Source organism: Citrobacter sp. Cpo015, assembly GCF_030333035.1.
GTDB classification, from domain to species: domain Bacteria; phylum Pseudomonadota; class Gammaproteobacteria; order Enterobacterales; family Enterobacteriaceae; genus Citrobacter; species Citrobacter portucalensis.
In genome coordinates, this window is the sequence record NZ_JAOWGS010000037.1 from 1005663 (window position 1) to 1032019 (window position 26357).

General features: G+C 52.8%; 25 protein-coding genes. 22 read left to right on the forward strand and 3 right to left on the reverse strand.

Features of this window, described 5'->3' with window-relative positions:
- Window positions 1–18: 18 nt before the first annotated feature.
- The 8 genes from flgE (at window position 19) to flgL (ending at window position 8369) form a co-directional block, all read left to right on the forward strand.
- Entirely contained in the window at window positions 19–1272 is a 1254-nt protein-coding gene (gene flgE, locus OGY67_RS20580; protein WP_048214467.1) for a flagellar hook protein FlgE, read from the forward strand.
- A 20-nt stretch (window positions 1273–1292) separates the two neighbouring features.
- On the forward strand, window positions 1293–2048 hold the full coding sequence (locus OGY67_RS20585) for a flagellar basal body rod protein FlgF (protein WP_003832161.1): 756 nt from the start codon (window positions 1293–1295) through the stop codon (window positions 2046–2048).
- A gap of 13 nt (window positions 2049–2061) precedes the next feature.
- Window positions 2062–2844 (forward strand): flagellar basal-body rod protein FlgG, encoded by a 783-nt coding sequence (gene flgG, locus OGY67_RS20590; protein ID WP_003036202.1) that lies wholly within the window; start codon window positions 2062–2064, stop codon window positions 2842–2844.
- A gap of 57 nt (window positions 2845–2901) precedes the next feature.
- On the forward strand, window positions 2902–3600 hold the full coding sequence (locus OGY67_RS20595) for a flagellar basal body L-ring protein FlgH (RefSeq protein WP_032934415.1): 699 nt from the start codon (window positions 2902–2904) through the stop codon (window positions 3598–3600).
- 33 nt (window positions 3601–3633) lie between these two features.
- On the forward strand, window positions 3634–4710 hold the full coding sequence (locus OGY67_RS20600; protein ID WP_032934416.1) for a flagellar basal body P-ring protein FlgI: 1077 nt from the start codon (window positions 3634–3636) through the stop codon (window positions 4708–4710).
- A complete protein-coding gene (gene flgJ, locus OGY67_RS20605) occupies window positions 4710–5660 on the forward strand; it encodes a flagellar assembly peptidoglycan hydrolase FlgJ (protein ID WP_016152632.1) in 951 nt (316 codons plus the stop codon). The genes OGY67_RS20600 and flgJ overlap by 1 nt, the downstream gene beginning before the upstream one ends.
- A 64-nt stretch (window positions 5661–5724) precedes the next feature.
- Complete coding sequence (gene flgK, locus OGY67_RS20610) at window positions 5725–7401, forward strand: flagellar hook-associated protein FlgK (RefSeq protein WP_100272647.1); 1677 nt, start codon at window positions 5725–5727, stop codon at window positions 7399–7401.
- Window positions 7402–7415: 14 nt separating this feature from the next.
- Complete coding sequence (gene flgL, locus OGY67_RS20615; protein ID WP_048235651.1) at window positions 7416–8369, forward strand: flagellar hook-associated protein FlgL; 954 nt, start codon at window positions 7416–7418, stop codon at window positions 8367–8369.
- 78 nt (window positions 8370–8447) lie between these two features.
- On the opposite strand, the gene OGY67_RS20620 is transcribed toward flgL, so the two are convergent.
- Entirely contained in the window at window positions 8448–9647 is a 1200-nt protein-coding gene (locus OGY67_RS20620) for an MFS transporter (protein ID WP_286574452.1), read from the reverse strand.
- A 96-nt stretch (window positions 9648–9743) separates the two neighbouring features.
- Here OGY67_RS20620 and OGY67_RS20625 point away from each other — a divergent pair, with 96 nt between their 5' ends.
- Window positions 9744–10694: a LysR family transcriptional regulator gene (locus tag OGY67_RS20625; RefSeq protein WP_286574453.1), complete on the forward strand. Its 951-nt coding sequence runs from the start codon at window positions 9744–9746 to the stop codon at window positions 10692–10694.
- A gap of 40 nt (window positions 10695–10734) precedes the next feature.
- On the opposite strand, the gene rne is transcribed toward OGY67_RS20625, so the two are convergent.
- Entirely contained in the window at window positions 10735–13998 is a 3264-nt protein-coding gene (rne, locus tag OGY67_RS20630; RefSeq protein ID WP_286574454.1) for a ribonuclease E, read from the reverse strand.
- 574 nt (window positions 13999–14572) lie between these two features.
- Between rne and rluC the strand changes: the two genes are divergently transcribed.
- Window positions 14573–15526 carry a 23S rRNA pseudouridine(955/2504/2580) synthase RluC gene (gene rluC / locus OGY67_RS20635; RefSeq protein WP_003036228.1) on the forward strand — a complete coding sequence of 318 codons (954 nt, stop codon included), beginning with the start codon at window positions 14573–14575 and terminating at the stop codon, window positions 15524–15526.
- Between the two features lie 82 nt (window positions 15527–15608).
- On the opposite strand, the gene OGY67_RS20640 is transcribed toward rluC, so the two are convergent.
- Window positions 15609–16193 carry a Maf family protein gene (locus tag OGY67_RS20640; RefSeq protein WP_003832177.1) on the reverse strand — a complete coding sequence of 195 codons (585 nt, stop codon included), beginning with the start codon at window positions 16191–16193 and terminating at the stop codon, window positions 15609–15611.
- Between the two features lie 197 nt (window positions 16194–16390).
- Between OGY67_RS20640 and yceD the strand changes: the two genes are divergently transcribed.
- The 12 genes from yceD (at window position 16391) to holB (ending at window position 26348) form a co-directional block, all read left to right on the forward strand.
- Entirely contained in the window at window positions 16391–16912 is a 522-nt protein-coding gene (gene yceD, locus OGY67_RS20645) for a 23S rRNA accumulation protein YceD (protein ID WP_003036239.1), read from the forward strand.
- 16 nt (window positions 16913–16928) lie between these two features.
- A complete protein-coding gene (gene rpmF / locus OGY67_RS20650; protein ID WP_003036242.1) occupies window positions 16929–17102 on the forward strand; it encodes a 50S ribosomal protein L32 in 174 nt (57 codons plus the stop codon).
- A gap of 123 nt (window positions 17103–17225) precedes the next feature.
- Window positions 17226–18305 carry a phosphate acyltransferase PlsX gene (gene plsX / locus OGY67_RS20655; protein ID WP_071846967.1) on the forward strand — a complete coding sequence of 360 codons (1080 nt, stop codon included), beginning with the start codon at window positions 17226–17228 and terminating at the stop codon, window positions 18303–18305.
- Between the two features lie 77 nt (window positions 18306–18382).
- Window positions 18383–19336 (forward strand): beta-ketoacyl-ACP synthase III, encoded by a 954-nt coding sequence (fabH, locus tag OGY67_RS20660; protein WP_003832181.1) that lies wholly within the window; start codon window positions 18383–18385, stop codon window positions 19334–19336.
- A gap of 15 nt (window positions 19337–19351) precedes the next feature.
- Window positions 19352–20281: an ACP S-malonyltransferase gene (gene fabD / locus OGY67_RS20665; RefSeq protein ID WP_003832182.1), complete on the forward strand. Its 930-nt coding sequence runs from the start codon at window positions 19352–19354 to the stop codon at window positions 20279–20281.
- A gap of 12 nt (window positions 20282–20293) precedes the next feature.
- A complete protein-coding gene (gene fabG / locus OGY67_RS20670; RefSeq protein WP_286574455.1) occupies window positions 20294–21028 on the forward strand; it encodes a 3-oxoacyl-ACP reductase FabG in 735 nt (244 codons plus the stop codon).
- 154 nt (window positions 21029–21182) lie between these two features.
- Window positions 21183–21419 (forward strand): acyl carrier protein, encoded by a 237-nt coding sequence (acpP, locus tag OGY67_RS20675; RefSeq protein WP_000103754.1) that lies wholly within the window; start codon window positions 21183–21185, stop codon window positions 21417–21419.
- A gap of 85 nt (window positions 21420–21504) precedes the next feature.
- Window positions 21505–22746, forward strand: a complete 1242-nt coding sequence (gene fabF, locus OGY67_RS20680) for a beta-ketoacyl-ACP synthase II (RefSeq protein ID WP_003036260.1) — start codon at window positions 21505–21507, stop codon at window positions 22744–22746.
- 135 nt (window positions 22747–22881) lie between these two features.
- Window positions 22882–23691: an aminodeoxychorismate lyase gene (gene pabC, locus OGY67_RS20685; protein ID WP_032942963.1), complete on the forward strand. Its 810-nt coding sequence runs from the start codon at window positions 22882–22884 to the stop codon at window positions 23689–23691.
- Window positions 23692–23693: 2 nt separating this feature from the next.
- Window positions 23694–24716, forward strand: a complete 1023-nt coding sequence (yceG, locus tag OGY67_RS20690; protein WP_008784373.1) for a cell division protein YceG — start codon at window positions 23694–23696, stop codon at window positions 24714–24716.
- Complete coding sequence (gene tmk, locus OGY67_RS20695) at window positions 24706–25347, forward strand: dTMP kinase (protein ID WP_008784374.1); 642 nt, start codon at window positions 24706–24708, stop codon at window positions 25345–25347. Before yceG ends, tmk begins: the two co-directional genes overlap by 11 nt.
- On the forward strand, window positions 25344–26348 hold the full coding sequence (holB, locus tag OGY67_RS20700) for a DNA polymerase III subunit delta' (RefSeq protein ID WP_103285018.1): 1005 nt from the start codon (window positions 25344–25346) through the stop codon (window positions 26346–26348). Before tmk ends, holB begins: the two co-directional genes overlap by 4 nt.
- Window positions 26349–26357: the final 9 nt, after the last annotated feature.

Sequence of the window (26357 nt, forward strand, 5' to 3'; positions counted from 1 at the left end):
ACTTATCAGGAGTAAGTCATGGCCTTTTCTCAAGCGGTCAGCGGTCTGAACGCTGCAGCGACCAACCTCGATGTCATTGGTAACAACATCGCCAACTCCGCCACCTACGGTTTTAAATCTGGCACGGCATCATTTGCCGATATGTTTGCCGGTTCGAAAGTCGGTTTGGGCGTTAAAGTTGCAGGTATTACTCAGGACTTTACCGACGGTACTACCACCAACACCGGACGTGGTCTGGACGTTGCTATCAGCCAGAACGGTTTTTTCCGTATGGTAGACAGCAACGGTTCCGTTTTCTACAGCCGTAACGGTCAGTTCAAGCTCGATGAAAACCGCAATATCGTTAACATGCAGGGGCTGCAGCTGACGGGCTATCCGGCTACCGGTACACCGCCAACAGTTCAGCAGGGTGCGAACCCGGCACCGATCACTATCCCGAATACGCTGATGGCGGCTAAATCAACCACCACTGCGTCAATGCAGGTCAACCTGAACTCCACTGACAAGGTCCCTACCAAGACCCCGTTTAACCCAAGCGATGCCGATTCCTACAACAAAAAAGGCAGTGTTACCGTTTTCGATAGCCAGGGTAACGCTCATGACATGAACATTTTTTATGTCAAAAACGCGCAGAGCAACACCTGGGAAGTCTTCACTCAAGATGCTTCTACTGGGGATGCTGAGAAATCGGCAGGGTTTATGCGTTTTGATAATAATGGTTTGTTTTTAGGTATTAGCGCCACGGCAGCCGAAGTACCACCGACGGCTCCAGCCGTCTGGCCAAAGGATATCAAAATTACAACCGGTCCGATCAATGGCGCAGTTCCGGCGAACTTCTCCCTGAGCTTCCTGAACTCCATGCAGCAGAACACCGGTGCCAACAACATCGTTGCCACGAATCAGAACGGCTACAAGCCGGGCGATCTGGTGAGCTACCAGATTAACAATGACGGTACCGTGGTCGGTAACTACTCCAACGAACAGCAACAGGTTCTGGGGCAGATCGTGCTGGCAAACTTTGCCAACAACGAAGGTCTGGCGTCTCAGGGCGACAACGTCTGGGCGGCGACTCAGTCTTCCGGCGTGGCGCTGCTGGGTACCGCAGGCGAAGGTAACTTCGGCAAGCTGACCAACGGCGCGCTGGAAGCGTCAAACGTGGATTTGAGTAAAGAACTGGTGAATATGATTGTCGCCCAGCGTAACTATCAGTCGAACGCGCAGACCATCAAAACCCAGGATCAGATCCTCAACACGCTGGTCAACCTGCGCTAAGCGCCTGACGGGATGGCTTAATGGATCACGCAATTTATACCGCCATGGGCGCGGCCAGTCAGACGCTGAATCAACAGGCGGTGACGGCCAGCAACCTGGCAAACGCCTCCACGCCAGGGTTTCGTGCGCAGCTCAATGCACTGCGCGCGGTTCCTGTAGAAGGATTGTCTTTACCGACGCGTACGCTGGTGGTGGCCTCCACGCCGGGGGCCGATATGACGCCCGGTCAGATGGACTATACCTCCCGCCCGCTGGATGTGGCGCTGCAACAGGATGGCTGGTTGGCTGTGCAGACCGCGGACGGTAGCGAAGGATATACCCGTAACGGTGCTATTCAGGTGAGCCCAACGGGTGAACTGACTATTCAGGGACACCCGGTAATTGGCGAAGCCGGACCGATCGCCGTACCAGAAGGCTCGGAAGTCACCATTGCGGCGGACGGGACCATTTCTGCACTTAACCCTGGCGATCCGGCTAATACGGTCGCGCCAGTGGGGCGGTTGAAGCTGGTGAAGGCTACAGGGCTTGAAGTGCAACGTGGCGATGACGGTATGTTCCGTCTGACCCAGGCCGCACAGGCAACCCGTGGTGCGACGTTACAGGCTGACCCCAGCATCCGTGTGATGTCTGGCGTGCTGGAAGGCAGTAACGTTAAACCGGTTGCTGCGATGAGCGACATGATCGCCAACGCCCGCCGCTTTGAAATGCAGATGAAAATTATCAGTAGCGTGGATGATAACGCGGGCCGCGCCAACCAACTGCTGTCGATGAGTTAATACAGGACATTTTATGATCAGTTCATTATGGATCGCCAAAACCGGCCTGGATGCGCAGCAAACAAACATGGATGTGATTGCCAACAACCTGGCAAACGTCAGCACCAACGGATTTAAGCGCCAACGTGCCGTATTTGAAGATCTGTTGTACCAGACGATTCGTCAGCCTGGCGCACAGTCTTCTGAACAGACCACACTGCCGTCTGGTTTGCAGATTGGTACCGGCGTACGTCCGGTTGCGACCGAGCGTTTACACAGCCAGGGTAACCTGTCGCAGACCAACAACAGTAAAGATGTGGCGATTAAAGGCCAGGGCTTTTTCCAGGTCATGTTGCCCGATGGTACGTCCGCTTATACCCGCGACGGTTCTTTCCAGGTGGATCAGAACGGTCAGTTGGTGACGGCGGGTGGTTTTCAGGTTCAGCCTGCCATCACCATTCCGGCTAACTCGCTCAGTATCACCATTGGACGTGACGGTATTGTCAGCGTGACCCAACAGGGGCAGGCGGCGCCTGTTCAGGTCGGGCAGCTTAACCTGACAACCTTCATGAACGATACCGGTCTGGAAAGCATTGGTGAGAATCTGTACACCGAAACGCAGTCATCCGGTGCGCCGAATGAGAGCACGCCAGGGCTGAACGGCGCGGGTCTGCTGTATCAGGGCTATGTTGAAACCTCTAACGTCAACGTGGCGGAAGAGCTGGTAAACATGATCCAGGTTCAGCGCGCTTACGAAATCAACAGTAAAGCGGTATCGACCACCGATCAGATGCTGCAAAAACTGACGCAACTCTAAAGTGGAGCCCGGTGGGGTGAAAACCTCACCGGCACACTGATTTTGAAGATGACCGCAATGCGAAAATACGCGCTTCACCCATACCCAATTTTAGCCCTGCTGGTGGTTTCACTAACAGGATGTGCCTGGATCCCGGCCACGCCGCTCGTGCAGGGCGCAACGTCTGCCCAGCCTGTTCCAGGTCCAACGCCGGTGGCGAATGGCTCAATCTTCCAGTCGGCACAACCGATTAACTATGGTTATCAGCCACTCTTTGAAGATCGTCGTCCACGCAATATTGGCGATACGCTGACCATCGTATTGCAAGAAAACGTCAGCGCGAGCAAAAGCTCTTCGGCGAACGCCAGCCGCGACGGCAAGACAAACTTTGGCTTTGATACCGTACCGCGCTATTTGGAAGGATTGTTCGGTAACGAACGTGCCGACGTAGAAGCCTCCGGCGGTAACTCCTTTAACGGTAAAGGCGGCGCGAACGCCAGAAATACCTTTAGCGGTACGCTGACCGTAACGGTCGATCAGGTACTGGTGAATGGCAACTTACATGTCGTGGGTGAAAAACAGATCGCTATAAATCAGGGCACTGAATTCATTCGCTTCTCCGGGGTCGTTAACCCGCGCACCATCAGTGGCAGCAACTCCGTACCGTCAACCCAGGTTGCGGACGCGCGTATTGAGTACGTCGGTAACGGCTACATCAATGAAGCGCAGAATATGGGCTGGTTGCAGCGTTTCTTCCTTAACTTGTCGCCGATGTAAGCGAGGTACCCAGTGTTTAAATCTTTTGTTGGAATGGTACTGGTGCTGATAACCACCTTTGCGCATGCTGACCGTATTCGTGACCTGACCAGCGTTCAGGGGGTGCGGGAAAACTCGTTGATAGGTTATGGGCTGGTGGTGGGTCTGGATGGAACGGGTGACCAGACCACACAGACGCCGTTTACGACGCAAACGCTCAATAACATGCTTTCGCAGTTGGGGATAACCGTGCCAACTGGCACCAATATGCAGCTGAAAAACGTGGCGGCGGTGATGGTTACCGCGTCGTTTCCTGCATTCGGTCGTCAGGGACAAACCATCGACGTAGTGGTCTCCTCTATGGGGAATGCCAAAAGCCTGCGCGGCGGTACGCTGCTGATGACCCCGTTAAAAGGGGTCGATAGTCAGGTGTATGCCTTGGCTCAGGGGAATATTTTGGTGGGCGGTGCGGGCGCGGCTGCAGGTGGCAGTAGCGTACAGGTTAACCAGCTCAATGGTGGACGCATTACCAACGGCGCGATTATCGAACGTGAATTACCCAGCCAGTTCGGCGGTGGTAACACCATTAATCTGCAGCTCAATAATGAAGATTTCACGATGGCGCAGCAGATTACCGACACCATCAACCGTTCGCGTGGCTTTGGTAGCGCAACAGCGTTGGATGCCCGAACCATTCAGGTGCGCGTGCCAAGCGGCAACAGCTCGCAGGTGCGTTTCCTCGCTGATATCCAGAATATTGAGGTGAACGTCACGCCGCAGGATGCGAAAGTGATTATCAACTCGCGCACCGGATCTGTCGTCATGAACCGTGAAGTGACGCTGGATAGCTGTGCTGTGGCACAAGGCAACTTGTCGATTACGGTAAACCGCCAGGCGAACGTCAGCCAGCCGGACACACCGTTTGGCGGTGGACAAACCGTGGTGACGCCTCAAACCCAGATTGACCTGCGCCAGAGCGGTGGTTCGTTGCAAAGCGTGCGTTCCAGCGCCAACCTGAACAATGTGGTGCGTGCGCTGAATGCGCTGGGGGCAACGCCGATGGATCTGATGTCCATTCTGCAATCGATGCAGAGCGCGGGTTGCTTACGCGCCAAACTGGAAATCATCTAATGATTGGTGACAGCAAACTGTTGACCAGCGCTGCCTGGGATGCGCAATCACTGAACGAACTGAAAGCGAAAGCGGGCCAGGACCCGGCGGCGAATATCCGTCCGGTCGCCCGTCAGGTTGAAGGGATGTTCGTGCAGATGATGCTGAAAAGCATGCGTGAAGCGCTGCCGAAAGATGGCGTGTTTAGCAGCGATTCAACGCGCTTGTATACCAGTATGTATGACCAACAAATTGCGCAGCAAATGACCGCAGGCAAAGGTCTGGGGTTGGCTGAAATGATGGTCAAGCAGATGACTGAAGGGCAAGCGCAACCTGCGGATGACGCGCCGCAGGTGCCGATGAAGTTTTCACTGGAAACGGTGACCAGCTATCAAAATCAGGCATTGACGCAACTGGTCCGCAAAGCCATCCCCCGGGCGACGGAAAGCAATGATGAGCCGCTGTCAGGTGACAGTAAAGACTTCCTCGCCCAGCTATCGCTGCCAGCTAAGCTGGCCAGCCAGCAAAGCGGGGTCCCGCATCATCTGATTCTGGCACAGGCGGCGCTGGAATCCGGATGGGGGCAGCGACAAATTCGCCGTGAGAACGGTGAACCGAGCTTTAACATTTTTGGTGTGAAGGCTTCAGGAAGCTGGAAAGGTCCAACCACTGAAATCACCACGACTGAATATGAGAACGGTGAGGCGAAAAAGGTGAAAGCCAGATTCCGTGTCTATAGCTCTTACCTTGAAGCGTTGTCGGATTATGTCGGTCTGATATCGCGTAACCCGCGCTATGCGGCAGTGACCGCTGCCGCGACCGCCGAGCAAGGGGCGCAGGCATTGCAAAATGCGGGTTACGCCACAGACCCTAACTATGCGCGAAAATTAACCAGCATGATCCAGCAGTTGAAATCGATGAGTGAAAAAGTGAGCAAAACCTACAGCACGAACATCGATAATCTCTTTTAAATAGCTCAAGTCTACCGACCTGCTGCCGATAATAACGAGTATTGAAGGATTACAAGGAACCTCCATGTCCAGCTTGATTAATAACGCGATGAGTGGACTCAGCGCAGCGCAGGCCGCGTTGAATACTGCCAGTAACAACATCTCCAGCTATAACGTTGCCGGATATACCCGACAGACGACAATTATGGCGCAAGCGAACAGCACGCTGGGTGCGGGGGGCTGGGTAGGCAATGGTGTCTATGTTTCTGGTGTACAACGTGAATATGACTCCTTTATCACTAACCAGTTGCGAGCAGCGCAGAACCAGAGCAGCGGTCTGACGACACGTTATGAGCAAATGTCAAAAATCGACAATCTGCTCTCCAGCAAAACCAGTTCTATTTCGACCTCCATGCAGGACTTTTTTACCAGCCTGCAAACGCTGGTCAGCAACGCCGAAGATCCGGCGGCACGCCAGGCGCTAATCGGTAAAGCTGATGGGTTGGTGAATCAGTTTAAAACGACCGACCAGTATCTGCGCGATCAGGATAAGCAGGTCAACACCGCGATTAAAGCCAGCGTTGATCAGATCAACAACTATTCGAAACAAATTGCCAGCCTCAACGACCAGATTTCTCGTATGACAGGCGTCGGCGCAGGTGCGTCTCCTAACGACCTGCTTGACCAGCGCGATCAGCTGGTCAGTGAATTGAATCAGATTGTCGGTGTTGAAGTCAGCGTTCAGGATGGTGGCACTTACAACCTGACCATGGCCAACGGCTATTCGCTGGTGCAGGGCAGCAATGCGCGTCAACTGGCGGCAGTGCCTTCCAGCGATGATCCTAATCGTACAACCGTGGCCTACGTTGATGGCGTTGCCGGAGCTGTTGAAATTCCGGAGAAACTGCTGAATACCGGTTCACTGGGCGGACTGCTCACCTTCCGTTCTCAGGAGCTGGATCAGACGCGTAATACCCTCGGCCAACTGGCGCTTGCATTTGCCAGTGCATTTAACGCCCAGCATAAAGAAGGTTTTGATGCCAACGGCGATAAAGGTGAGAATTTCTTCGATATCGGCAGCCCGTCAGTTTTGAGTAATAAGAATAACATTGGCAAAGCGGAATTAACTGCAGAAGTTGGTGATAGTTCGAAAGTACAGGCTACCGACTATAAGGTTGTGTTCAGTGGCGGTAAGTGGCAGGTGACGCGTCTGGCAGATAACACAACGTTTGAAGCTAAACCTGATAAGGACGGAAAACTGGATATTGATGGTCTGAAAGTGACGGTGACTATTGATCCCACCAAGCCCGGGCCTCAAGAGAATGACAGTTTTATTCTGAAGCCGGTAGAGAACGTCATCGTTGATATGAAAGTCAAGGTGACTGATGAGTCGAAAATCGCCATGGCTCAAGTGTCTAAAAATGATACGGACCCCACCATCGATAAAGGCAAGAGCGACAACCGTAACGGTCAGAAACTGTTAGATCTGCAAACCAAAGCGACTGTCGGCAATAAGACCTTCAACGATGCATATGCCACGCTGGTAAGCGATGTCGGGAACAAAACCGCTACGCTGAAAACCAGTGCCACCACCCAGAACAACGTGGTGACACAGCTTTACCGGCAGCAACAGTCTATTTCCGGCGTTAACCTCGACGAAGAGTACGGTAATTTACAGCGTTTTCAGCAGTATTACCTGGCTAACGCGCAAGTGCTGCAGACCGCGAATGCGTTGTTTGATGCACTGATTAATATCCGCTAAGGGAGAGGGACACAATGCGTATCAGCACCCAGATGATGTACCAGCAGAATATGCGTGGCATCACTAACTCTCAGGCTGAATGGATGAAGTTCGGCGAGCAGATGTCAACGGGCAAACGCGTGATCAACCCATCAGACGATCCGATTGCCGCCTCGCAGGCCGTGGTACTTTCTCAGGCTCAGGCGCAGAACAGCCAATATACGCTGGCACGCTCATTCGCGACGCAAAAGGTGTCGCTGGAAGAGAATGTTCTGAGCCAGGTGACGACGGCAATTCAGGCTGCACAGGAAAAAATCGTTTATGCCGGGAACGGAACGTTAAGTGATGATGACCGTGCATCACTGGCCACCGACCTGCAGGGGATCCGCGATCAGCTGATGAACCTGGCAAACAGTACCGACGGTAATGGTCGCTATATTTTCGGTGGATATAAAACAGAATCCGCACCGTTTGCCCAAGCAGATGGCGCTTACAGCGGCGGTACAACAAACGTTACCCAACAGGTCGATGCCTCCCGAACCATGGTGATTGGTCATACTGGCGATAAAGTATTCGCCAACCTGACAAGCAACGCTGTACCGGAACCTGGTGGCGGCACTCAGGAAAAGAACCTGTTTAAAATGCTGGATAGCGCGATTGCAGAGCTCAAAATCCCGATTGCGGGTGATGATGTGGCAAAAGACAAAGCCGCTGCTGCCATTGATAAAACCAGCCGTGGCCTGAAAAACTCGTTGAATAACGTCCTGTCTGTTCGTGCAGAATTAGGTACGCAGCTGAGTGAATTAAGCTCGCTGGATTCACTGGGTGCCGATCGTGCATTAGGCCAAACTCAGCAGATGAGTAATCTGGTGGATGTCGACTGGAACGCCGCGATCTCGTCTTATGTCATGCAGCAGGCTGCGCTACAGGCATCCTATAAAGCGTTCACCGATATGCAGGGAATGTCGTTGTTCCAGCTCAATCGTTAACGCCTCGTTTTGAAACATATCTTGAAACTGGGTATGTTTGTCTGCCCGCTCCTTTAACACCCCGGAGCGGGCATTTTTTTAGGCAACCGACGTCTTACTAAGCGACGGGTTCCCCGTCAGTCTTATGACCAACGCAATTGCACTGCTGAAGGTAGCCAATGCAACGACACCTTCCCAATTTGCCAGGGCGTAGACCTGACTTCCGAGAACCGAACCCAGCGACATACCGATAAACACCATCGTAAACAGCAGAGCGTTCAATCGTCCTCGTGCCAGAGGTTCCAGGCTATAGACCAGATTCTGGTGGGCAACCAGGCTGGATTGCAATCCGAGATCAAAACCTACCGCCGAAAGGGCGATGAGCAGCCACTGCCCCTGAACGGGCAGGGCGGGTAACAAAAACATCAGTGCGAAAGATACCGTTACCAGCAAAGCACCCAATTGCGTTACTTTTGCCGCACCCACTTTATCGGCAAGATGGCCCGCCATCGGTGCGGCAAGCGCTCCGGCTGCTCCCGCGATACCAAAAGCACCCGCTATAGCGCTACCCATGTGGTAATGCTCAGATAACATTACCGCCAGCGTAGACCAGAAGGCGCTAAAAGCAATGGACAGAAAGCCTTGTGCCAGTGCTGCGCGGCGCAAGGTGGAATATCGTTGCCAAAGTTGCGCCATTGAGAACATTAATGATGGATAGCTCAACGTGGAATGGACCGTAAAGCGAGGCAGTACTTTCCACATAATCGCGGTAATTACGGCAATGCTGACGGCAGCGAGTTGGTACATCTCGCGCCAGCCAAACGCTTCGCCCACCACTCCACTGACGGTACGTGAGAGTAAAATCCCCAGCAGAAGGCCCGTCATCACCGTGCCCACCGTTTTTCCCTGCTTGCCTTCGGGCGCCAGTATTGCCGCCGCAGGCACAATATCTTGTGCCATGGTTGCCGCCATTCCCATCAGCAGGCTCACCAGTAATAGCGAATGCAACTGACCGGTAAAGCTACAGGCCAGCAGCAGCGCGGCAAGAGAGATGCTTTTCAGCAGGATTAATGTCCGGCGGTCATAACGATCGCCTAATGGCAATAAAAACAATATACCTAACGCATATCCCGCCTGGGTCAGCGTCGGGACCAACCCCATACCGGTGAGACTTAAGGCCAGATCCTGACCCATTAAAGGCAGAAGAGGCTGGGCGTAGTAGATAGCGGCCACGCTGAATCCGGCGCCCATTGCCAGAATAAAAATGACCCAACGGGAAAGTGCGGTATGTGTGTTCACAAATGATTCCTCAATCACAGGATGTGCGGCTATTTTTATCCTTAAGCGAGTGGCGCGGTAGCGAGCGCAGTGGTAAAACAGTTATACGTCAGGCGTATGATAAAACTGAAAATGATAAAAAATGAGCGTATAGACAGGGTGGAGCTGATGCGTACGTTTGTACGTATTGTTGAAGCAGGATCGCTTTCGGCAGCAGCAAAACAGATAGGGACGACGCAGGCGACCGTTAGCCGACGGCTGCAATCGCTGGAAACGCTGCTGGGTGTGAAACTGCTTATGCGTACCACGCATGCGATGAAATTGACCGACGATGGTGAAAGAGGCTATCAGTATGCTAAGAAGATTATTGATGCCTGGCTGGCGCTGGAAGATGGACTTAATGTCACAGAAGATGAACCGGTGGGGACGTTGCGAGTCCGCGCTCCGCATGCGTTCGGGCAACAACAACTACTTGAGCCGCTTTTGCAGTTTCTTTCGCGCTATCCCCAGTTGGCAGTAGAGTGGATGCTCAACGATAAAACCGTTGATTTTCTGAGCGATAATATTGATTGTGCGATCAGGGTTGGTGCTGAGGTGGATCCGGCCACGGTTTCCGTCTTACTGGCTGAAGTTCCCCGTAGTATGGTGGTGAGTCCAGGACTGCTGGAGCAATATGGCGAGCTTTCTCATCCTGAGCAGTTATCAGCGCTGCCCTGGATTGCCGTGAACACGTTTTATCAGCATAGCGTTTCGTTGTTGCACCAATTGCGTAATGAGCCAGTCACGCTGAATATTTCACCCAGATTAAGCACAGACAGTATTTATGTCGCAAGAAATGCCGCGCTGGCGGGGTTGGGAGTGACAATTGTTTCAAGCTGGATGGTGGCGGAGGATATTGCCAATGGACGTCTGGTTGCGTTGCTACCTGAGTGGCATGCGGCGCCGTTGCCTGTACATTTGGTTTATCCGTGGGCGCGTTACTATCCGACCCGCTTACGCAAGTTTCTGGCCCTAATGAAGGATGTTATGCCGCAGCTGACGGGGATGAAAGGTGTAGATCAGATATAAAAAAGCCGACCCGAGGGCCGGCTTTGATATTGATTATGGCTTACTCAACAGGCTGTGGACGTGTTGCTGGCGCAGTCGCTTGATGCGTTGCGCTGTGTCCACCTGCGGCACCTTTGCCTTCAAAGGCGAATGCCGGACGCTGCCAGTCGCTATGACGCGGCGCTTCTGGCACATATTCCGGTGCCGGAGCGCGGGTCATTGGCGCGGTTGCATGGCTGTGCAGGTGTTCAGCATCAGCGCTGGCTGCGACAACTTCAGCCTTAACGACTTCAGTTTCGACGACAGGCGCGGCAACAACGTCTTTCGGCGCTGCAACTTCTTCAACAACTGGCGCTGTTTCCACAACCTCAGTAATCTCTTCAACCACTTCTGGCTGGGGAATAACAACCTCTGCAGGCTCTTCGGCAACCGGTGCAGTCACAACGTCAGCCACAGGTTCGGCTTCAGCGGTGATTTCTTCTGCTACGGGCGCATCAGATGCAGCGATAATTTGCGGTTCTTCCTCGACCGGGGTCTCAATCACTTCCGGATGCGTGGTTTCAACCTGTGTGGTTTCAACAACGGCGGCCTGAGGCTCAGCTACGACAACCTCTGGTTGCACGGCTTCAACCGGCGCAGGGGTATCCACAATGTGTTCAACGGCAGCGGCAGCAACCTGAGGCTCTACGGCGACAGGTGCAGCTTGCTGCTGGACCATTTCCTGTTCGCGCTGTTCTTCAACCTGCTGATCCTGAGGACGTGCAACAGGGTAGCGGATCCAAACCTTACCGGACGCTAATTCAGGAGATGCGCAGGCGACCGTTAACGGCATCGGCGACTGAACCGGATAACGCTCGTCACGGTAACGACGACGACGCTGTCCACTGACGCGCAGATGGCGAGGAGAGCGGCGAGAACGACGCGGCATACCGTTGGCGTCACGAGCTTCGCTGTTGTCTTCCTGCTCAGTCGCAACGACGGCTGGCAGATCAACTTTCGCCAGTTCGGTGCGCTGTGCCGGTACCGGCTGTTCTGTTGGTTGAGCAACAGCAGTTTCAGCGATTGCAGCAACAGTAGCCACTTCGGCTTCAACCGCCGGACTGTCTGTGAAACGCACTTTCTGAGTCAACTGACGCTGTTTGCGGCGGGTTTGAGGCTGACGTACGCGCTCTTCCTGCTCGGTATCCTGCACAGGTTGTTCAGCCTGGTTCAGCTCTTTAACTTCCTGCTGAGCCTGACGCTTGTCATCGTTACGACGGCGGTTGCGTTCACGACGCGGCGCCTGCTGTTCATCACCGGATTTCGCTTTGTCTACAACATCAGTGGTTTGCTGGCGGTTATCGCGAGCTTCCGCATTTTGCTGCTGGGACTGACGACGGTTACGGCGGTTATCTTCACGGTTTTCGCCGTTTTCTGAACGTTCGCTACGGTTGTCACGGTCACCGCGATTATCACGGTTATCACGACGATCGTTACGGTCGCGACGGTTGTTCTGACGCGGTTTACGACGATCCTGCTGGCGTTCGGTTTTCTCTTCAGCTTTCGGCGCAGGTTGTTCAACCGGTTTCACTTCTTCGCTACCACCGAAGATGGACTTCAGTGCGCCAAAGAAACGGCTAATCAAACCGGGCTGTGCGGCAACGGCTGCGGTTGCTGCTGCAGCTTTAGGCGCGGCGGCTTTCGCGGCAGGTTCCTGCAGAGCAGGGGCTGGCGGAACGTCTGGCATGGCGAAGGTGGCCAGCGCCGGTTGCTCAGGCTGTTTACGCTCGACGTACTCTTCTTCCGTCGGCAATGCCATTGCCTCTTCATGCAGTTTCGGCAGCAGGTAGCTCAGGGTCGGTGTTTCTTCCCCTTTGCGTACGCGCAGCACAGAATAGTGCGGGGTTTCCATCTGATCGTTTGGCACGATCACACAGCGCACGCCATTCTGACGCGTTTCGATAGCATTAACCGCGGTACGTTTTTCGTTAAGCAGGTAAGAGGCGATTGGCACAGGAACAATAGCGTGAACTTCTTGCGTATTTTCTTTCAGTGCTTCTTCTTCGATCAGACGCAGAATAGACAGCGACAGTGATTCGTTATCACGTACGGTACCGGTGCCGGAGCAGCGCGGGCACACGTGATGGCTGGATTCACCCAGAGACGGGCTCAGACGCTGACGAGACATCTCCAGCAGACCGAAGCGAGAAATATGGCTGATCTGAATACGCGCTCTGTCCTGGCGTACGGCCTCGCGCAGACGGTTTTCAACCGCGCGCTGGTGGCGAACCGGCGTCATATCAATGAAGTCGATTACAATCAGACCGCCGAGGTCGCGAAGACGCAGCTGACGGGCAATTTCATCGGCTGCTTCAAGGTTAGTGTTGAACGCTGTTTCTTCGATGTCGCCGCCGCGAGTTGCGCGTGCGGAGTTGATATCGATAGCGGTCAGTGCCTCTGTGCTGTCAATAACGATTGAGCCGCCGGACGGCAGACGTACTTCGCGCTGGAATGCGGACTCAATCTGAGACTCGATCTGATAGTGGCTGAACAGCGGGATTTCGCCGGTGTACAGTTTGATTTTGCTGCTGAAATCCGGACGACCCAGTGCGGCGATGTGCTGACGCGCCATCTCCATCACTTTCGGGTTATCGATAAGGATTTCGCCGATGTCCTGACGTAAGTAGTCTCGGAAAGCGCGAACGATAACGTTGCTTTCCTGGTGGATCAGGAACGGAGCAGGGCGGCTGTCAGCGGCTTTTTGAATCGCTTCCCAGTGCTTCAGGCGGAAGCTCAGGTCCCACTGCAGCGCTTCGGCGGATTTGCCGACCCCTGCGGTACGCACGATAAGGCCCATGCCATCAGGCAGTTCCAGGCTTGCCAGCGCTTCTTTTAATTCGGTACGGTCGTCGCCTTCAATACGACGGGAGATACCGCCCGCGCGCGGGTTGTTCGGCATCAGAACCAGATAACTACCCGCCAGGCTGATAAAGGTAGTCAGCGCAGCGCCTTTATTGCCGCGTTCTTCTTTATCGATCTGAACGATGACTTCCTGACCTTCGCGCAACACGTCTTTAATGTTGGGACGACCATGGGAGTTGTAGTTAGCGGGGAAGTATTCGCGGGCAATTTCTTTTAACGGGAGGAAACCGTGACGTTCAGCGCCGTAATCAACAAAAGCAGCTTCCAGACTCGGTTCAATACGGGTAATTTTGCCTTTATAGATGTTGGCTTTTTTCTGTTCGTGTCCAGGACTTTCGATATCCAGATCGTACAGACGTTGCCCATCTACAAGGGCGACACGCAACTCTTCCTGCTGAGTTGCGTTAATTAACATTCTTTTCATCGTAACTTACTCATTATTCTTACATTGACGACTAAGCTGCGGGCAGAGTAATGCCTTTCCGGGTGTGAACCGATGGCCTCGTGTCTATTCGCGTCGCCAACCTCACGGTTATCGTCAGCTCAAAGAGGCGCAGAGTGTCGGTTGCCTGTATTTCATACGGAAACACAGCGCAATTATCAGGGGAACAGTCTGGGTGTTACTCTCCAGAAAAGCTTCCATATTACCGGTAAGGACTGCAACCCGCAGCCCGCTAACTGCCTGAAAGATCAATACGTCTTACGCCATTGCTGCGTTGATGATCGGTCGGGCAAAATTGGGTCATTCCGGAAAAGTTCTTGTTTTAACAAGATTCAACACGGAAACAACCTCATTATTCCACTGCTAACCTTGTTATAGCAAGATGACTTTTGCCATTTATCACCCGGTTACTCACAGTTTTTTCACTTCCGCGTAGTGATTGCTTTAATAACCACCAAATCGGCTATGTCAAACTTAAGTAATAAGGTATAGCAGTTAATATAAGCATAGAAAAATGTGTGGCGCGAATCTTGATGGCTATTTAAAATCGGCCCCCATGAAAACAGAGACTCCAGCCGTAAAAACAGTTGCCATTACTGCCGACGAAGCAGGGCAACGCATCGATAACTTTTTGCGCACCCAGCTTAAGGGCGTGCCGAAAAGTATGATTTATCGCATTTTGCGTAAAGGCGAAGTGCGGGTGAATAAAAAACGCATTAAACCCGAGTACAAACTCGAAGACGGGGATATTGTGCGTATTCCACCTGTGCGTGTCGCTGAACGTGAAGAAGAGGCCATTTCACCGAACCTGCAAAAGGTCGCGGCGCTGACCGACGTCATTTTATATGAAGATGACCACATTCTGGTGCTTAACAAACCTTCAGGTACGGCCGTACATGGCGGAAGCGGGTTAAGCTTTGGCGTCATTGAAGGATTACGTGCGTTGCGACCTGAAGCGCGTTTCCTTGAACTGGTGCATCGCCTCGACCGGGATACCTCCGGCGTTTTGCTGGTGGCTAAAAAGCGCTCAGCCTTGCGTTCATTGCATGAACAACTGCGTGAAAAAGGCATGCAGAAAGACTATCTCGCGCTGGTTCGAGGCCAATGGCAGTCGCATGTCAAAACCGTGCAGGCGCCGCTGTTAAAGAACATTCTGCAAAGTGGCGAGCGTATCGTGCGGGTGAACCAGGAAGGCAAACCGTCAGAAACACGTTTTAAAGTGGAAGAGCGCTATGCGTTTGCCACGCTTGTGCGCTGTAGCCCGGTGACCGGACGTACGCACCAGATTCGTGTGCATACCCAGTATGCCGGTCATCCAATTGCTTTTGACGATCGCTACGGTGACCGTGAGTTCGATAAGCAACTGGCGGATACGGGGTTGAATCGACTTTTCCTGCACGCCGCAGCGTTGAAATTTACCCATCCGGGAACGGGTGAAGTGATGCGTATTGAGGCGCCGATGGATAAGCAATTGAAGCGCTGCCTTGAGGTTTTACGCAGTAAAGCCTGATGCGCGTTGCTTATCAGGCCTACAATCGTGTGATGCACCGTAGGCCTGATAAGACGCATCGCGTCGCCATCAGGCAGATCAATCAGGCATTCAACGGGTTCATCTCTTCCCGCCGCAGCATTTGACACAACGCGATAAGCGGCAAACCGATCAGGGTATTTGGGTCACGACCCTCCAGGCGTTCAAAGAGTGCAATACCTAACCCTTCACTTTTGAAACTACCTGCACAATGGAGCGGGCGCTCTTTGCGCAGATAATCATCAATTTCCGCCTCGCTTAAATGACGGAAATGGACGTCAAAAGGTTCTACTTCAGTTTGTAAATGTCCGGTCGCAGAATTATACAGCGCCAGTCCGGTGTAAAACGTCACAATATTGCCACGGGCTTTGAGTAATTGTTGGCGCGCATTTTCTTCAGTTAATGGTTTGCCGGTTATTTCACCATCAAGAACACAAATTTGATCGGAGCCAATAATCAGATGCGATGGGTAACGGTGGGCGAGAGATTGCGCTTTTTTCTGCGCCAGTCGCAAGACTAAATGGCGTGGTGCTTCGCCGGGCAACGGCGTTTCATCAACCTCTGGCGCAGCGCATTCAAACGGGATTGCCAGTTTTTCGAGTAAAGCGCGACGCCAGGGGGAGGTAGAAGCAAGAATAAGTTGAGGCATATTTTTTCCCTCGCATATAGCGTATTGATGATAGCCATTTTAAACTATGGACTTCGACCTACAAGCTGGCTGTAGTGGCTTGTCTTGAGCGATTTTAAGTCGATGACCCGCAATGTGTGCGAATTATTGGCAAAAGGCAACCACAGGCTGCCTTTTTCTTTGACTATATGACGTTACAAAGTTAATATGCGCGCCCTATGCAAAAGGTAAAATTACCCCTGACTCTTGATCCGGTTCGTACGGCTCAAAAACGCCTCGATTATGAAGGTATCTATACTTCTGATCTGGTTGAGCGCGTCGCCGATTCTGTAGTCAGTGTGGACAGTGATGTGGAATGCTCCATGTCGTTCGCTATCGATAACCAGCGTCTCGCCGTTATAACCGGTGATGCGAAGGTATCGGTTACGCTCGAATGTCAGCGTTGCGGGAAACCGTTCCCACTTCATGTTCACACAACATATTGTTTTAGTCCTGTCCGTTCTGACGAGCAGGCTGAAGCACTCCCGGAAGCGTATGAGCCGATTGAGGTTAACGAATTCGGTGAAATCGATCTGCTTGCAATGGTTGAAGATGAGATTATCCTCTCCTTGCCGGTAGTTCCGGTGCATGATTCTGAACACTGTGAAGTGTCCGAGGCGGACATGGTCTTTGGCGAATTGCCTGATGAAGCGCAAAAACCAAACCCATTTGCCGTATTAGCCAGCTTAAAGCGTAAGTAATTGAGGAGTAAGGTCCATGGCCGTACAACAGAATAAACCAACCCGTTCCAAACGTGGCATGCGTCGTTCTCATGACGCTCTGACCGCAGTCACCAGCCTGTCTGTAGACAAAACTTCTGGTGAACAACACCTGCGTCACCACATCACTGCCGACGGTTTCTACCGTGGCCGTAAGGTAATCGCTAAGTAATCACGCATGACTCAATGGCTTTCCCACTTCTGGTGAGAAAGACAAAGAGTGAACGCGTGATGAAGCTTAGTGAGGCTTTCCCCGGGTAACTGGGGAAACACCTAACCGGGCAGCGACGATACCTTGACACGTCTAACCCTGGCGTTAGATGTCATGGGGGGAGATTTTGGCCCTACCGTGACAGTGCCTGCAGCATTGCAGGCACTGAATTCTAATTCGCAACTCACACTTCTTTTAGTCGGGGATCCCGATACAATCACGCCATTACTTGCCAAAGCTGACTTCGAACAACGTTCGCGTCTGCAGATTATCCCTGCTCAGTCAGTTATTGCCAGTGATGCCCGGCCCTCGCAAGCTATTCGCGCCAGTCGTGGAAGCTCAATGCGTGTTGCCCTGGAGCTCGTGAAAGAAGGTCAGGCACAAGCTTGTGTCAGCGCCGGTAATACGGGCGCACTCATGGGACTTGCGAAGTTATTGCTCAAACCTCTTGAGGGGATTGAGCGTCCTGCGTTGGTGACGGTGTTACCCCATCAGCAAAAGGGCAAAACGGTGGTGCTGGATTTGGGCGCCAACGTAGATTGTGATAGCACGATGTTGGTGCAATTTGCCGTCATGGGTTCCGTGCTGGCAGAAGAGGTTGTTGGCATTGCCAATCCTCGCGTGGCGTTACTCAACATCGGCGAAGAAGAAACGAAAGGTCTTGACAGTATTCGAGATGCTTCAGCTGTGCTAAAAACAATCCCTTCCATTAATTATATCGGCTATCTTGAAGCCAATGAGTTACTGACTGGCAAAACCGATGTGTTGGTCTGTGACGGTTTTACAGGTAATGTCACATTAAAGACGATGGAAGGTGTTGTCAGAATGTTCCTTTCACTGCTGAAATCTCAGGGTGAGGGCAAAAAACGGTCGTGGTGGCTTCTGTTATTAAAACGTTGGTTACAAAAAAGCCTGACAAGGCGATTTAGTCACCTCAACCCCGACCAGTATAATGGCGCCTGTCTGTTAGGATTGCGCGGCACGGTGATTAAGAGTCATGGTGCGGCCAATCAGCGAGCATTTGAAGTCGCGATTGAACAGGCAGTGCAGGCGGTGCAGCGACAAGTTCCTCAGCGAATTGCCGCTCGCCTGGAATCTGTATACCCAGCTGGATTCGAACTGCTGGACGGTGGCGAAAGCGCAAAATCACGAGCACACAGATAACGGTGCGTTTGTGAATGTGGCCAACGTATCAGCGATTTGCTCGTAGCGGTATATAACCAAAAAGTGACTGAGCGTACATGTATACGAAGATTATTGGTACTGGCAGCTATCTGCCTGAACAAGTGCGTACTAACGCCGATTTGGAAAAAATGGTTGAGACGTCTGATGAGTGGATCGTCACTCGTACAGGTATCCGTGAACGCCATATTGCAGCGCCAAATGAAACAGTTGCGACGATGGGCTTTGCCGCCGCAAACCGTGCGATTGAAATGGCGGGCATCGACAAAGAACAAATTGGTCTGATTGTGGTTGCTACCACATCATCCACTCACGCATTTCCAAGCGCGGCATGCCAGATCCAAAGTATGCTGGGGATCAAAGGCTGTCCGGCGTTTGACGTTGCAGCCGCTTGTGCTGGCTTCACTTACGCCCTGAGCGTTGCCGACCAGTACGTTAAATCTGGCGCAGTTAAGCATGCTCTGGTCGTTGGCTCCGATGTCCTGGCCCGTACCTGCGATCCAACCGATCGCGGAACGATCATCATTTTCGGTGATGGGGCTGGTGCGGTTGTACTGAGCGCATCAGAAGAGCCAGGCATTCTCTCCACGCATCTGCACGCTGACGGTCGCTACGGCGAACTGTTGACGCTGCCTAACGCCGATCGCGTGAACCCGGAAAACCCGATCCACCTGACGATGGCGGGTAACGAAGTATTTAAAGTCGCGGTGACCGAGCTTGCGCACATCGTTGATGAAACGCTGGAAGCCAATAATCTCGACCGTTCTGCGCTGGACTGGCTGGTGCCGCATCAGGCTAACCTGCGCATTATCAGCGCGACAGCTAAAAAGCTGGGTATGTCGATGGATAATGTTGTCGTGACGCTCGACAGACATGGTAATACCTCTGCTGCCTCCGTACCGTGCGCGCTGGACGAAGCCGTCCGCGACGGGCGTATTAAAGCTGGGCAGTTGATATTGCTTGAAGCCTTCGGGGGTGGATTCACCTGGGGCTCCGCGCTGGTTCGTTTCTAGTATAAGGATTTAAACATGACGCAATTTGCATTTGTGTTTCCGGGGCAGGGTTCCCAGACCGTTGGGATGTTGTCTGAAATGGCAGCAAACTACCCAATTGTTGAAGAAACATTTGCTGAAGCATCAGCTGCACTGGGCTATGATCTGTGGGCGTTGACTCAGCAAGGTCCGGCTGAAGAACTGAATAAAACCTGGCAGACGCAGCCCGCGCTGTTGACCGCATCCGTTGCGCTTTATCGCGTATGGCAGCAGCAGGGGGGTAAAACACCTGCGCTGATGGCGGGTCATAGCCTGGGCGAATATTCTGCTCTGGTATGTGCGGGTGTTATCGGTTTTGCCGATGCCGTACGTCTGGTTGAACTGCGTGGCAAATTCATGCAGGAAGCGGTTCCGGAAGGCACTGGCGGCATGTCTGCTATTATCGGTCTGGACGATGCCGCTATCGCTAAAGCGTGCGAAGAGTCTGCCGAAGGCCAGGTGGTTTCACCAGTAAACTTTAACTCACCGGGTCAGGTGGTTATTGCCGGGCATAAAGAAGCCGTAGAACGTGCTGGTGCTGCCTGTAAAGCCGCGGGCGCTAAGCGTGCGCTGCCGCTGCCGGTCAGCGTTCCTTCTCACTGCGCGCTGATGAAGCCTGCCGCTGAGAAACTGGCCGTTGAGCTGCAGAAAATCACCTTTAACGCGCCGACTGTTCCGGTTGTGAACAACGTCGACGTGAAGTGCGAGACCACGGCAGACGCAATTCGCGATGCGCTGGTTCGTCAGCTGTATAGCCCGGTTCAGTGGACTAAAACCGTTGAATTTATGGCATCCCAGGGCGTAGAGCACCTGTATGAAGTCGGTCCGGGTAAAGTTCTGACCGGTCTGACGAAACGTATTGTTGACACCCTGACTGCTTCGGCACTGAATGAGCCGGCGGCACTGTCTGCGGCGCTAGAGCAATAAAAGAGGAAGACCATGAGTTTTGAAGGAAAAATCGCGCTGGTTACCGGTGCAAGCCGTGGCATTGGCCGCGCAATTGCTGAGACATTTGTTGCCCGTGGCGCGAAAGTTATCGGTACTGCTACCAGCGAAAGCGGCGCGCAGGCCATTAGCGATTACTTAGGTGCAAATGGTAAAGGTCTGATGTTGAATGTGACCGATCCGGCATCTATCGAATCTGTTCTGGAAAATATTCGCGCAGAATTTGGTGAAGTCGATATCCTGGTCAATAATGCCGGGATTACTCGTGATAACCTGTTAATGCGCATGAAAGATGACGAGTGGAACGATATCATCGAAACCAACCTGTCATCTGTTTTCCGTCTGTCAAAAGCGGTAATGCGAGCTATGATGAAAAAGCGTCATGGGCGTATTATCACTATCGGTTCTGTGGTTGGTACCATGGGAAATGCGGGTCAGGCTAACTACGCTGCGGCGAAAGCGGGTCTGATCGGCTTCAGTAAATCACTGGCGCGCGAAGTTGCGTCTCGTGGCATTACTGTAAACGTTGTTGCTCCGGGCTTTATTGAAACGGACATGACGCGTGCGCTGTCTGATGATCAGCGTGCGGGTATTCTGGCGCAGGTTCCTGCGGGTCGCCTCGGTGGCGCTCAGGAAATCGCCAGTGCGGTTGCATTTTTAGCTTCTGACGAAGCAAGTTACATCACAGGTGAGACTTTGCACGTCAACGGCGGGATGTACATGGTTTAACCACGATGAAAAATATTTGCGTTATTGTAGGTCTTGGCCTCAAAATAACGTAAAATCGTGGTAAGACCTGCCGGGATTTAGTTGCAAATTTTTCAACATTTTATACACTACGAAAACCATCGCGAAAGCGAGTTTTGATAGGAAATTTAAGAGTATGAGCACTATCGAAGAACGCGTTAAGAAAATTATCGGCGAACAGCTGGGCGTTAAGCAGGAAGAAGTAACCAACAATGCTTCCTTCGTTGAAGACCTGGGCGCAGATTCTCTTGACACCGTTGAGCTGGTAATGGCTCTGGAAGAAGAGTTTGATACTGAGATTCCGGACGAAGAAGCTGAGAAAATCACTACCGTTCAGGCTGCCATTGATTACATCAACGGCCACCAGGCGTAAGTGAACATCTCCAGGCGGTCATTCGACCGCCTGAGTTTTATCTTTTTATCCCACTTGAATTATTTTCCCTCCCTGGAGGACAACCGTGTCTAAGCGTCGTGTAGTTGTGACCGGACTGGGCATGTTGTCTCCTGTCGGCAATACCGTAGAGTCTACCTGGAAAGCTCTCCTTGCCGGTCAGAGTGGCATCAGCCTGATCGACCATTTCGATACTAGCGCCTATGCAACGAAATTTGCTGGCTTAGTAAAGGATTTTAACTGTGAAGACATTATCTCGCGCAAAGAACAGCGCAAGATGGATGCCTTCATTCAATATGGAATTGTCGCTGGCGTTCAGGCCATGCAGGATTCTGGCCTCGAAATTACGGAAGAGAACGCTCATCGTATTGGCGCCGCTATCGGCTCCGGTATTGGCGGTCTCGGTCTTATCGAAGAAAACCATACCTCACTGGTAAACGGTGGACCGCGTAAGATCAGCCCGTTCTTCGTTCCGTCGACGATTGTTAACATGGTGGCTGGTCACCTGACCATCATGTACGGCCTGCAAGGGCCAAGCATCTCCATCGCGACCGCCTGTACTTCAGGCGTGCATAACATCGGTCATGCCGCACGTATCATTGCATACGGCGATGCAGACGCGATGGTTGCGGGTGGTGCTGAAAAAGCCAGTACGCCGTTGGGTGTGGGTGGCTTTGGCGCGGCACGTGCACTGTCTACGCGTAATGATAACCCGCAAGCGGCAAGCCGCCCATGGGACAAAGAGCGTGACGGCTTTGTGCTGGGCGACGGTGCTGGCATGGTGGTACTGGAAGAGTACGAGCATGCGAAAGCGCGCGGTGCAAAAATCTATGCTGAAGTCGTTGGCTTCGGTATGAGCAGCGATGCTTACCACATGACGTCGCCACCGGAAAACGGTGCAGGCGCTGCGCTGGCAATGGTCAACGCACTGCGCGATGCGGCTATTGAAGCGGGTCAGATCGGCTATGTCAACGCACATGGTACGTCTACGCCTGCAGGCGATAAAGCTGAAACCCAGGCAGTGAAATCTGTCTTTGGCGATGCGGCAAGCCGTGTGATGGTAAGCTCCACCAAATCCATGACCGGACACCTGTTGGGTGCGGCGGGCGCGGTAGAGTCTATTTTCTCTATCCTGGCGCTGCGCGATCAGGCTATTCCGCCAACCATCAACCTGGATAACCCGGATGAAGGTTGTGACCTGGACTTCGTACCTCACGAAGCGCGTCAGGTTAGTGGTCTGGAGTATGCGCTGTGTAACTCCTTTGGCTTCGGTGGTACCAACGGCTCTTTGATCTTTAAAAAGATTTAAGTCCGTCAGGTGATGCGCTAGCATCGATAGCAAATTGAAAAGGTCCGCTTGTCGGGCCTTTTTTTATTCGGTTTTCCGCCCTTGTCCTGTGTTACTCATCCTGCCAAACTAGCGGACCAGAAATAAGGAGCCACCATGTTCTTAATTAATGGCTGCGAGCAAGATATGCTGGCCGCAAGCGATCGAGCGACCCAATTTGGTGATGGCTGTTTTACCACTGCCTGTATTATCGACGGTGAAATTCCTCTCTTTGCAGCGCATCTTGAGCGTTTACAAGACGCTTGCCAAAAACTGCTGATCTCTTTTGAAGATTGGTCCGAGCTGCAAAATGAAATGAAAATGCTGGCGAAAGGGCACGTACGCGGTGTGTTGAAAGTGATTATCAGCCGTGGCAGTGGAGGCCGGGGTTACAGTGGCAAAAATTGTCATAGTGCCACACGCATCCTCTCCGTTTCAGCCTGGCCCGATCATTACGATCGTTGGCGGCAAGAAGGTATTACGCTGGCGCTAAGCCCAGTGCGGCTGGGACGTAATCCACTGCTTGCCGGGCTTAAACACTTGAATCGACTGGAGCAGGTGTTGATTCGCTCTCATCTTGAACAGACGGACGCCGATGAAGCGCTGGTTCTTGACAGCGAGGGATGGGTTACGGAATGCTGTGCGGCTAATTTGTTCTGGCGTAAAGGCGATGTGGTTTACACGCCCCGGCTGGACCAGGCCGGAGTGAACGGTATTATGCGACAATTCTGTATCCGGATGCTGGCACAATCGCCATTCAGTATTGTCGAAGTGTATGCCGGGTTGGAGGAGGTAATGCAGGCTGATGAAATCGTCGTCTGTAACGCGTTAATGCCCATTATTCCCGTGCGTGCCTGTGGCGACACGTTGTTGTCTTCACGTTTGTTATTTGATTATTTAGCCCCACTTTGTGAGCACCCGAATTAGTCATGAAAAAACTGTTACTTGTTGTCCTGTTATTGCTGGTTGTGCTGGGCATTGCCGCTGGAGTGGGAATGTGGAAAGTTCGCCATCTGGCGGACAGCAAATTATTGATTAAAGAAGAAACGATTTTTACGCTGAAAGCGGGAACGGGCCGTCTGGCTCTCGGCGAACAGCTGTATGCAGACAAAGTTATCAATCGTCCGCGCGTGTTCCAGTGGCTGCTGCGTGTGGAGCCCGAGCTGTCGCATTTTAAGGCCGGAACATATCGCTTCACGCCTGACATGACGGTGCGGGACATGCTGCAACTGCTGGAAAGCGGCAAAGAGGCGCAGTTCCCGTTACGTCTGGTTGAAGGGATGCGCCTGAGCGATTACCTCAAACAGCTGCGTGATGCCCCGTATATCAAACATACGTTAAGCGACGATAGCTATGAGACCGTGGCCGAGGCGCTGAAGCTGGAAAACCCGCAATGGGTGGAGGGCTGGTTCTGGCCAGATACCTGGATGTATACCGCCAATACTACTGACGTAGCGTTGCTAAAACGTGCGCATCAGAAAATGGTTAAAGCGGTGGATACTGTCTGGGAGGGACGCGCTGATGGCCTGCCTTATCAGGACAAAAATCAGCTGGTAACCATGGCTTCTATTATTGAAAAAGAAACTGCGGTTGCCAGCGAGCGCGACCAGGTGGCTTCGGTCTTTATTAACCGCTTACGTATCGGTATGCGTTTACAAACCGATCCGACCGTGATTTACGGGATGGGTACACGGTATAATGGCAAATTGTCGCGTGTGGATTTAGACACCCCGACCGCCTATAACACCTATACCATTACGGGACTGCCGCCAGGCCCGATTGCCATGCCGGGAGAGGCTTCATTGCAGGCCGCGGCGCATCCGGCAAAAACGCCGTATCTCTATTTTGTGGCTGACGGTAAAGGCGGCCACACGTTTAACACCAATCTTGCCAGCCATAACCGGTCCGTGCAGGATTACCTGAAAGTGCTTAAGGAAAAAAATGGGCAGTAACTATATCGTCATTGAAGGCCTGGAAGGCGCCGGAAAAACCACCGCGCGTAACGTGGTGGTGGAGACACTTGAGCAACTCGGTATTCGTGACATGGTTTTCACCCGTGAACCTGGTGGAACGCAGCTGGCTGAGAAACTAAGAAGTCTGGTGCTGGATATTAAATCGGTCGGTGACGAGGTCATTACCGATAAAGCCGAAGTTCTGATGTTTTACGCGGCGCGTGTACAGTTGGTCGAAACCGTTATTAAACCTGCACTGGCGAAAGGCGCGTGGGTAATTGGCGATCGTCACGATCTGTCGACCCAGGCGTATCAGGGTGGTGGACGCGGTATCGATCAAAACATGCTGGCAACCCTGCGTGATGCGGTGCTTGGTGATTTTCGCCCGGACCTGACGATTTATCTGGATGTGACACCAGAAGTCGGGTTGAAGCGTGCCCGTGCCCGCGGCGAGCTGGATCGTATTGAGCAGGAATCTTTCGACTTCTTTAATCGTACTCGCGCGCGCTATCTTGAGCTGGCTGCCAAAGACACCAGCATTCGTACTATAGACGCTACGCAGCCGTTGGAGGCTGTGATGGCTGATATCCGTCATACCATCACCCAATGGGTGAAGGAGCAGGGCGCATGAAATGGTACCCATGGTTACGACCGGATTTTGAAAAACTGGTAGCCAGCTACCAGACGGGTCGTGGTCACCATGCGTTACTGATTCAGGCGTTACCCGGAATGGGCGACGACGCGCTGATTTACGCCCTCAGCCGCTATTTAATGTGCCAGCAGCCGGAAGGGCATAAAAGCTGTGGACAGTGCCGCGGCTGTCAGCTAATGCAGGCGGGGACGCACCCTGACTACTATTCGCTGCTGCCGGAAAAAGGCAAAAGCACGCTCGGGGTTGATGCGGTACGCGAAGTCAGTGAAAAGCTGTACGAGCATTCGCGTCTCGGCGGTGCGAAGGTCGTGTGGATCCCGGATGCTGCCCAGTTAACCGATGCCGCCGCCAACGCCTTGCTGAAAACGCTGGAAGAACCCCCGGCACAAACCTGGTTTTTCCTCGCCAGCACAGAGCCAGCTCGCTTGCTGGCGACATTACGCAGTCGTTGCCGGTTACATCATCTTGCGCCACCTCCGGAGTCGTATGCGATCTCCTGGCTTGCTCGTGAGGTGACTGCATCGTCAGAAGCGCTGCTGAGCGCGTTACGCCTGAGTGCAGGTTCGCCAGGCGCGGCACTCACGTTGTTACAGGCTGAAAGCTGGGCGCACCGCACAGATTTTTGTGCGGCACTGGTGAACACATTAAACGCAGGCGACTGGTATATCTTGCTCGCGGCGTTAAACCACGATCAGGCTGCCGCCCGTTTACACTGGCTGGCAACGTTGTTGACGGATGCGTTGAAACGTCCATATGGGGTTTCCCATTTAACGAATCCTGATGCGTTGGACCTGATATCTTCTATCGCAGAACGGTTATCCGTTGCCCAGATACAGGCGATACTCGGTGACGTTTGTCATTGTCGTCAGCAACTGCTGAACGTAACAGGCGTAAACCGTGAGCTGGTGTTAACCGATCTTATTCTTCGTATTGAGCATTACCTGCAACCAGGCACCGTACTGCCTGTTCCCCATCTTTGAGAGAGACAT

Excerpts from the sequence above, each read along its gene's own strand:
- flgE (WP_048214467.1), top strand. The coding sequence starts at position 19 with ATGGCCTTTTCTCAAGCGGTCAGCGGTCTGAACGCTGCAGCGACCAAC.
- OGY67_RS20585 (WP_003832161.1), top strand. The coding sequence starts at position 1,293 with ATGGATCACGCAATTTATACCGCCATGGGCGCGGCCAGTCAGACGCTG.
- flgG (WP_003036202.1), top strand. The coding sequence starts at position 2,062 with ATGATCAGTTCATTATGGATCGCCAAAACCGGCCTGGATGCGCAGCAA.
- OGY67_RS20595 (WP_032934415.1), top strand. The coding sequence starts at position 2,902 with ATGCGAAAATACGCGCTTCACCCATACCCAATTTTAGCCCTGCTGGTG.
- OGY67_RS20600 (WP_032934416.1), top strand. The coding sequence starts at position 3,634 with ATGGTACTGGTGCTGATAACCACCTTTGCGCATGCTGACCGTATTCGT.
- flgJ (WP_016152632.1), top strand. The coding sequence starts at position 4,710 with ATGATTGGTGACAGCAAACTGTTGACCAGCGCTGCCTGGGATGCGCAA.
- flgK (WP_100272647.1), top strand. The coding sequence starts at position 5,725 with ATGTCCAGCTTGATTAATAACGCGATGAGTGGACTCAGCGCAGCGCAG.
- flgL (WP_048235651.1), top strand. The coding sequence starts at position 7,416 with ATGCGTATCAGCACCCAGATGATGTACCAGCAGAATATGCGTGGCATC.
- OGY67_RS20625 (WP_286574453.1), top strand. The coding sequence starts at position 9,744 with ATGATAAAACTGAAAATGATAAAAAATGAGCGTATAGACAGGGTGGAG.
- rne (WP_286574454.1), bottom strand. The coding sequence starts at position 13,998 with ATGAAAAGAATGTTAATTAACGCAACTCAGCAGGAAGAGTTGCGTGTC.
- rluC (WP_003036228.1), top strand. The coding sequence starts at position 14,573 with ATGAAAACAGAGACTCCAGCCGTAAAAACAGTTGCCATTACTGCCGAC.
- OGY67_RS20640 (WP_003832177.1), bottom strand. The coding sequence starts at position 16,193 with ATGCCTCAACTTATTCTTGCTTCTACCTCCCCCTGGCGTCGCGCTTTA.
- yceD (WP_003036239.1), top strand. The coding sequence starts at position 16,391 with ATGCAAAAGGTAAAATTACCCCTGACTCTTGATCCGGTTCGTACGGCT.
- rpmF (WP_003036242.1), top strand. The coding sequence starts at position 16,929 with ATGGCCGTACAACAGAATAAACCAACCCGTTCCAAACGTGGCATGCGT.
- fabH (WP_003832181.1), top strand. The coding sequence starts at position 18,383 with ATGTATACGAAGATTATTGGTACTGGCAGCTATCTGCCTGAACAAGTG.
- fabD (WP_003832182.1), top strand. The coding sequence starts at position 19,352 with ATGACGCAATTTGCATTTGTGTTTCCGGGGCAGGGTTCCCAGACCGTT.
- fabG (WP_286574455.1), top strand. The coding sequence starts at position 20,294 with ATGAGTTTTGAAGGAAAAATCGCGCTGGTTACCGGTGCAAGCCGTGGC.
- acpP (WP_000103754.1), top strand. The coding sequence starts at position 21,183 with ATGAGCACTATCGAAGAACGCGTTAAGAAAATTATCGGCGAACAGCTG.
- pabC (WP_032942963.1), top strand. The coding sequence starts at position 22,882 with ATGTTCTTAATTAATGGCTGCGAGCAAGATATGCTGGCCGCAAGCGAT.
- yceG (WP_008784373.1), top strand. The coding sequence starts at position 23,694 with ATGAAAAAACTGTTACTTGTTGTCCTGTTATTGCTGGTTGTGCTGGGC.
- tmk (WP_008784374.1), top strand. The coding sequence starts at position 24,706 with ATGGGCAGTAACTATATCGTCATTGAAGGCCTGGAAGGCGCCGGAAAA.
- holB (WP_103285018.1), top strand. The coding sequence starts at position 25,344 with ATGAAATGGTACCCATGGTTACGACCGGATTTTGAAAAACTGGTAGCC.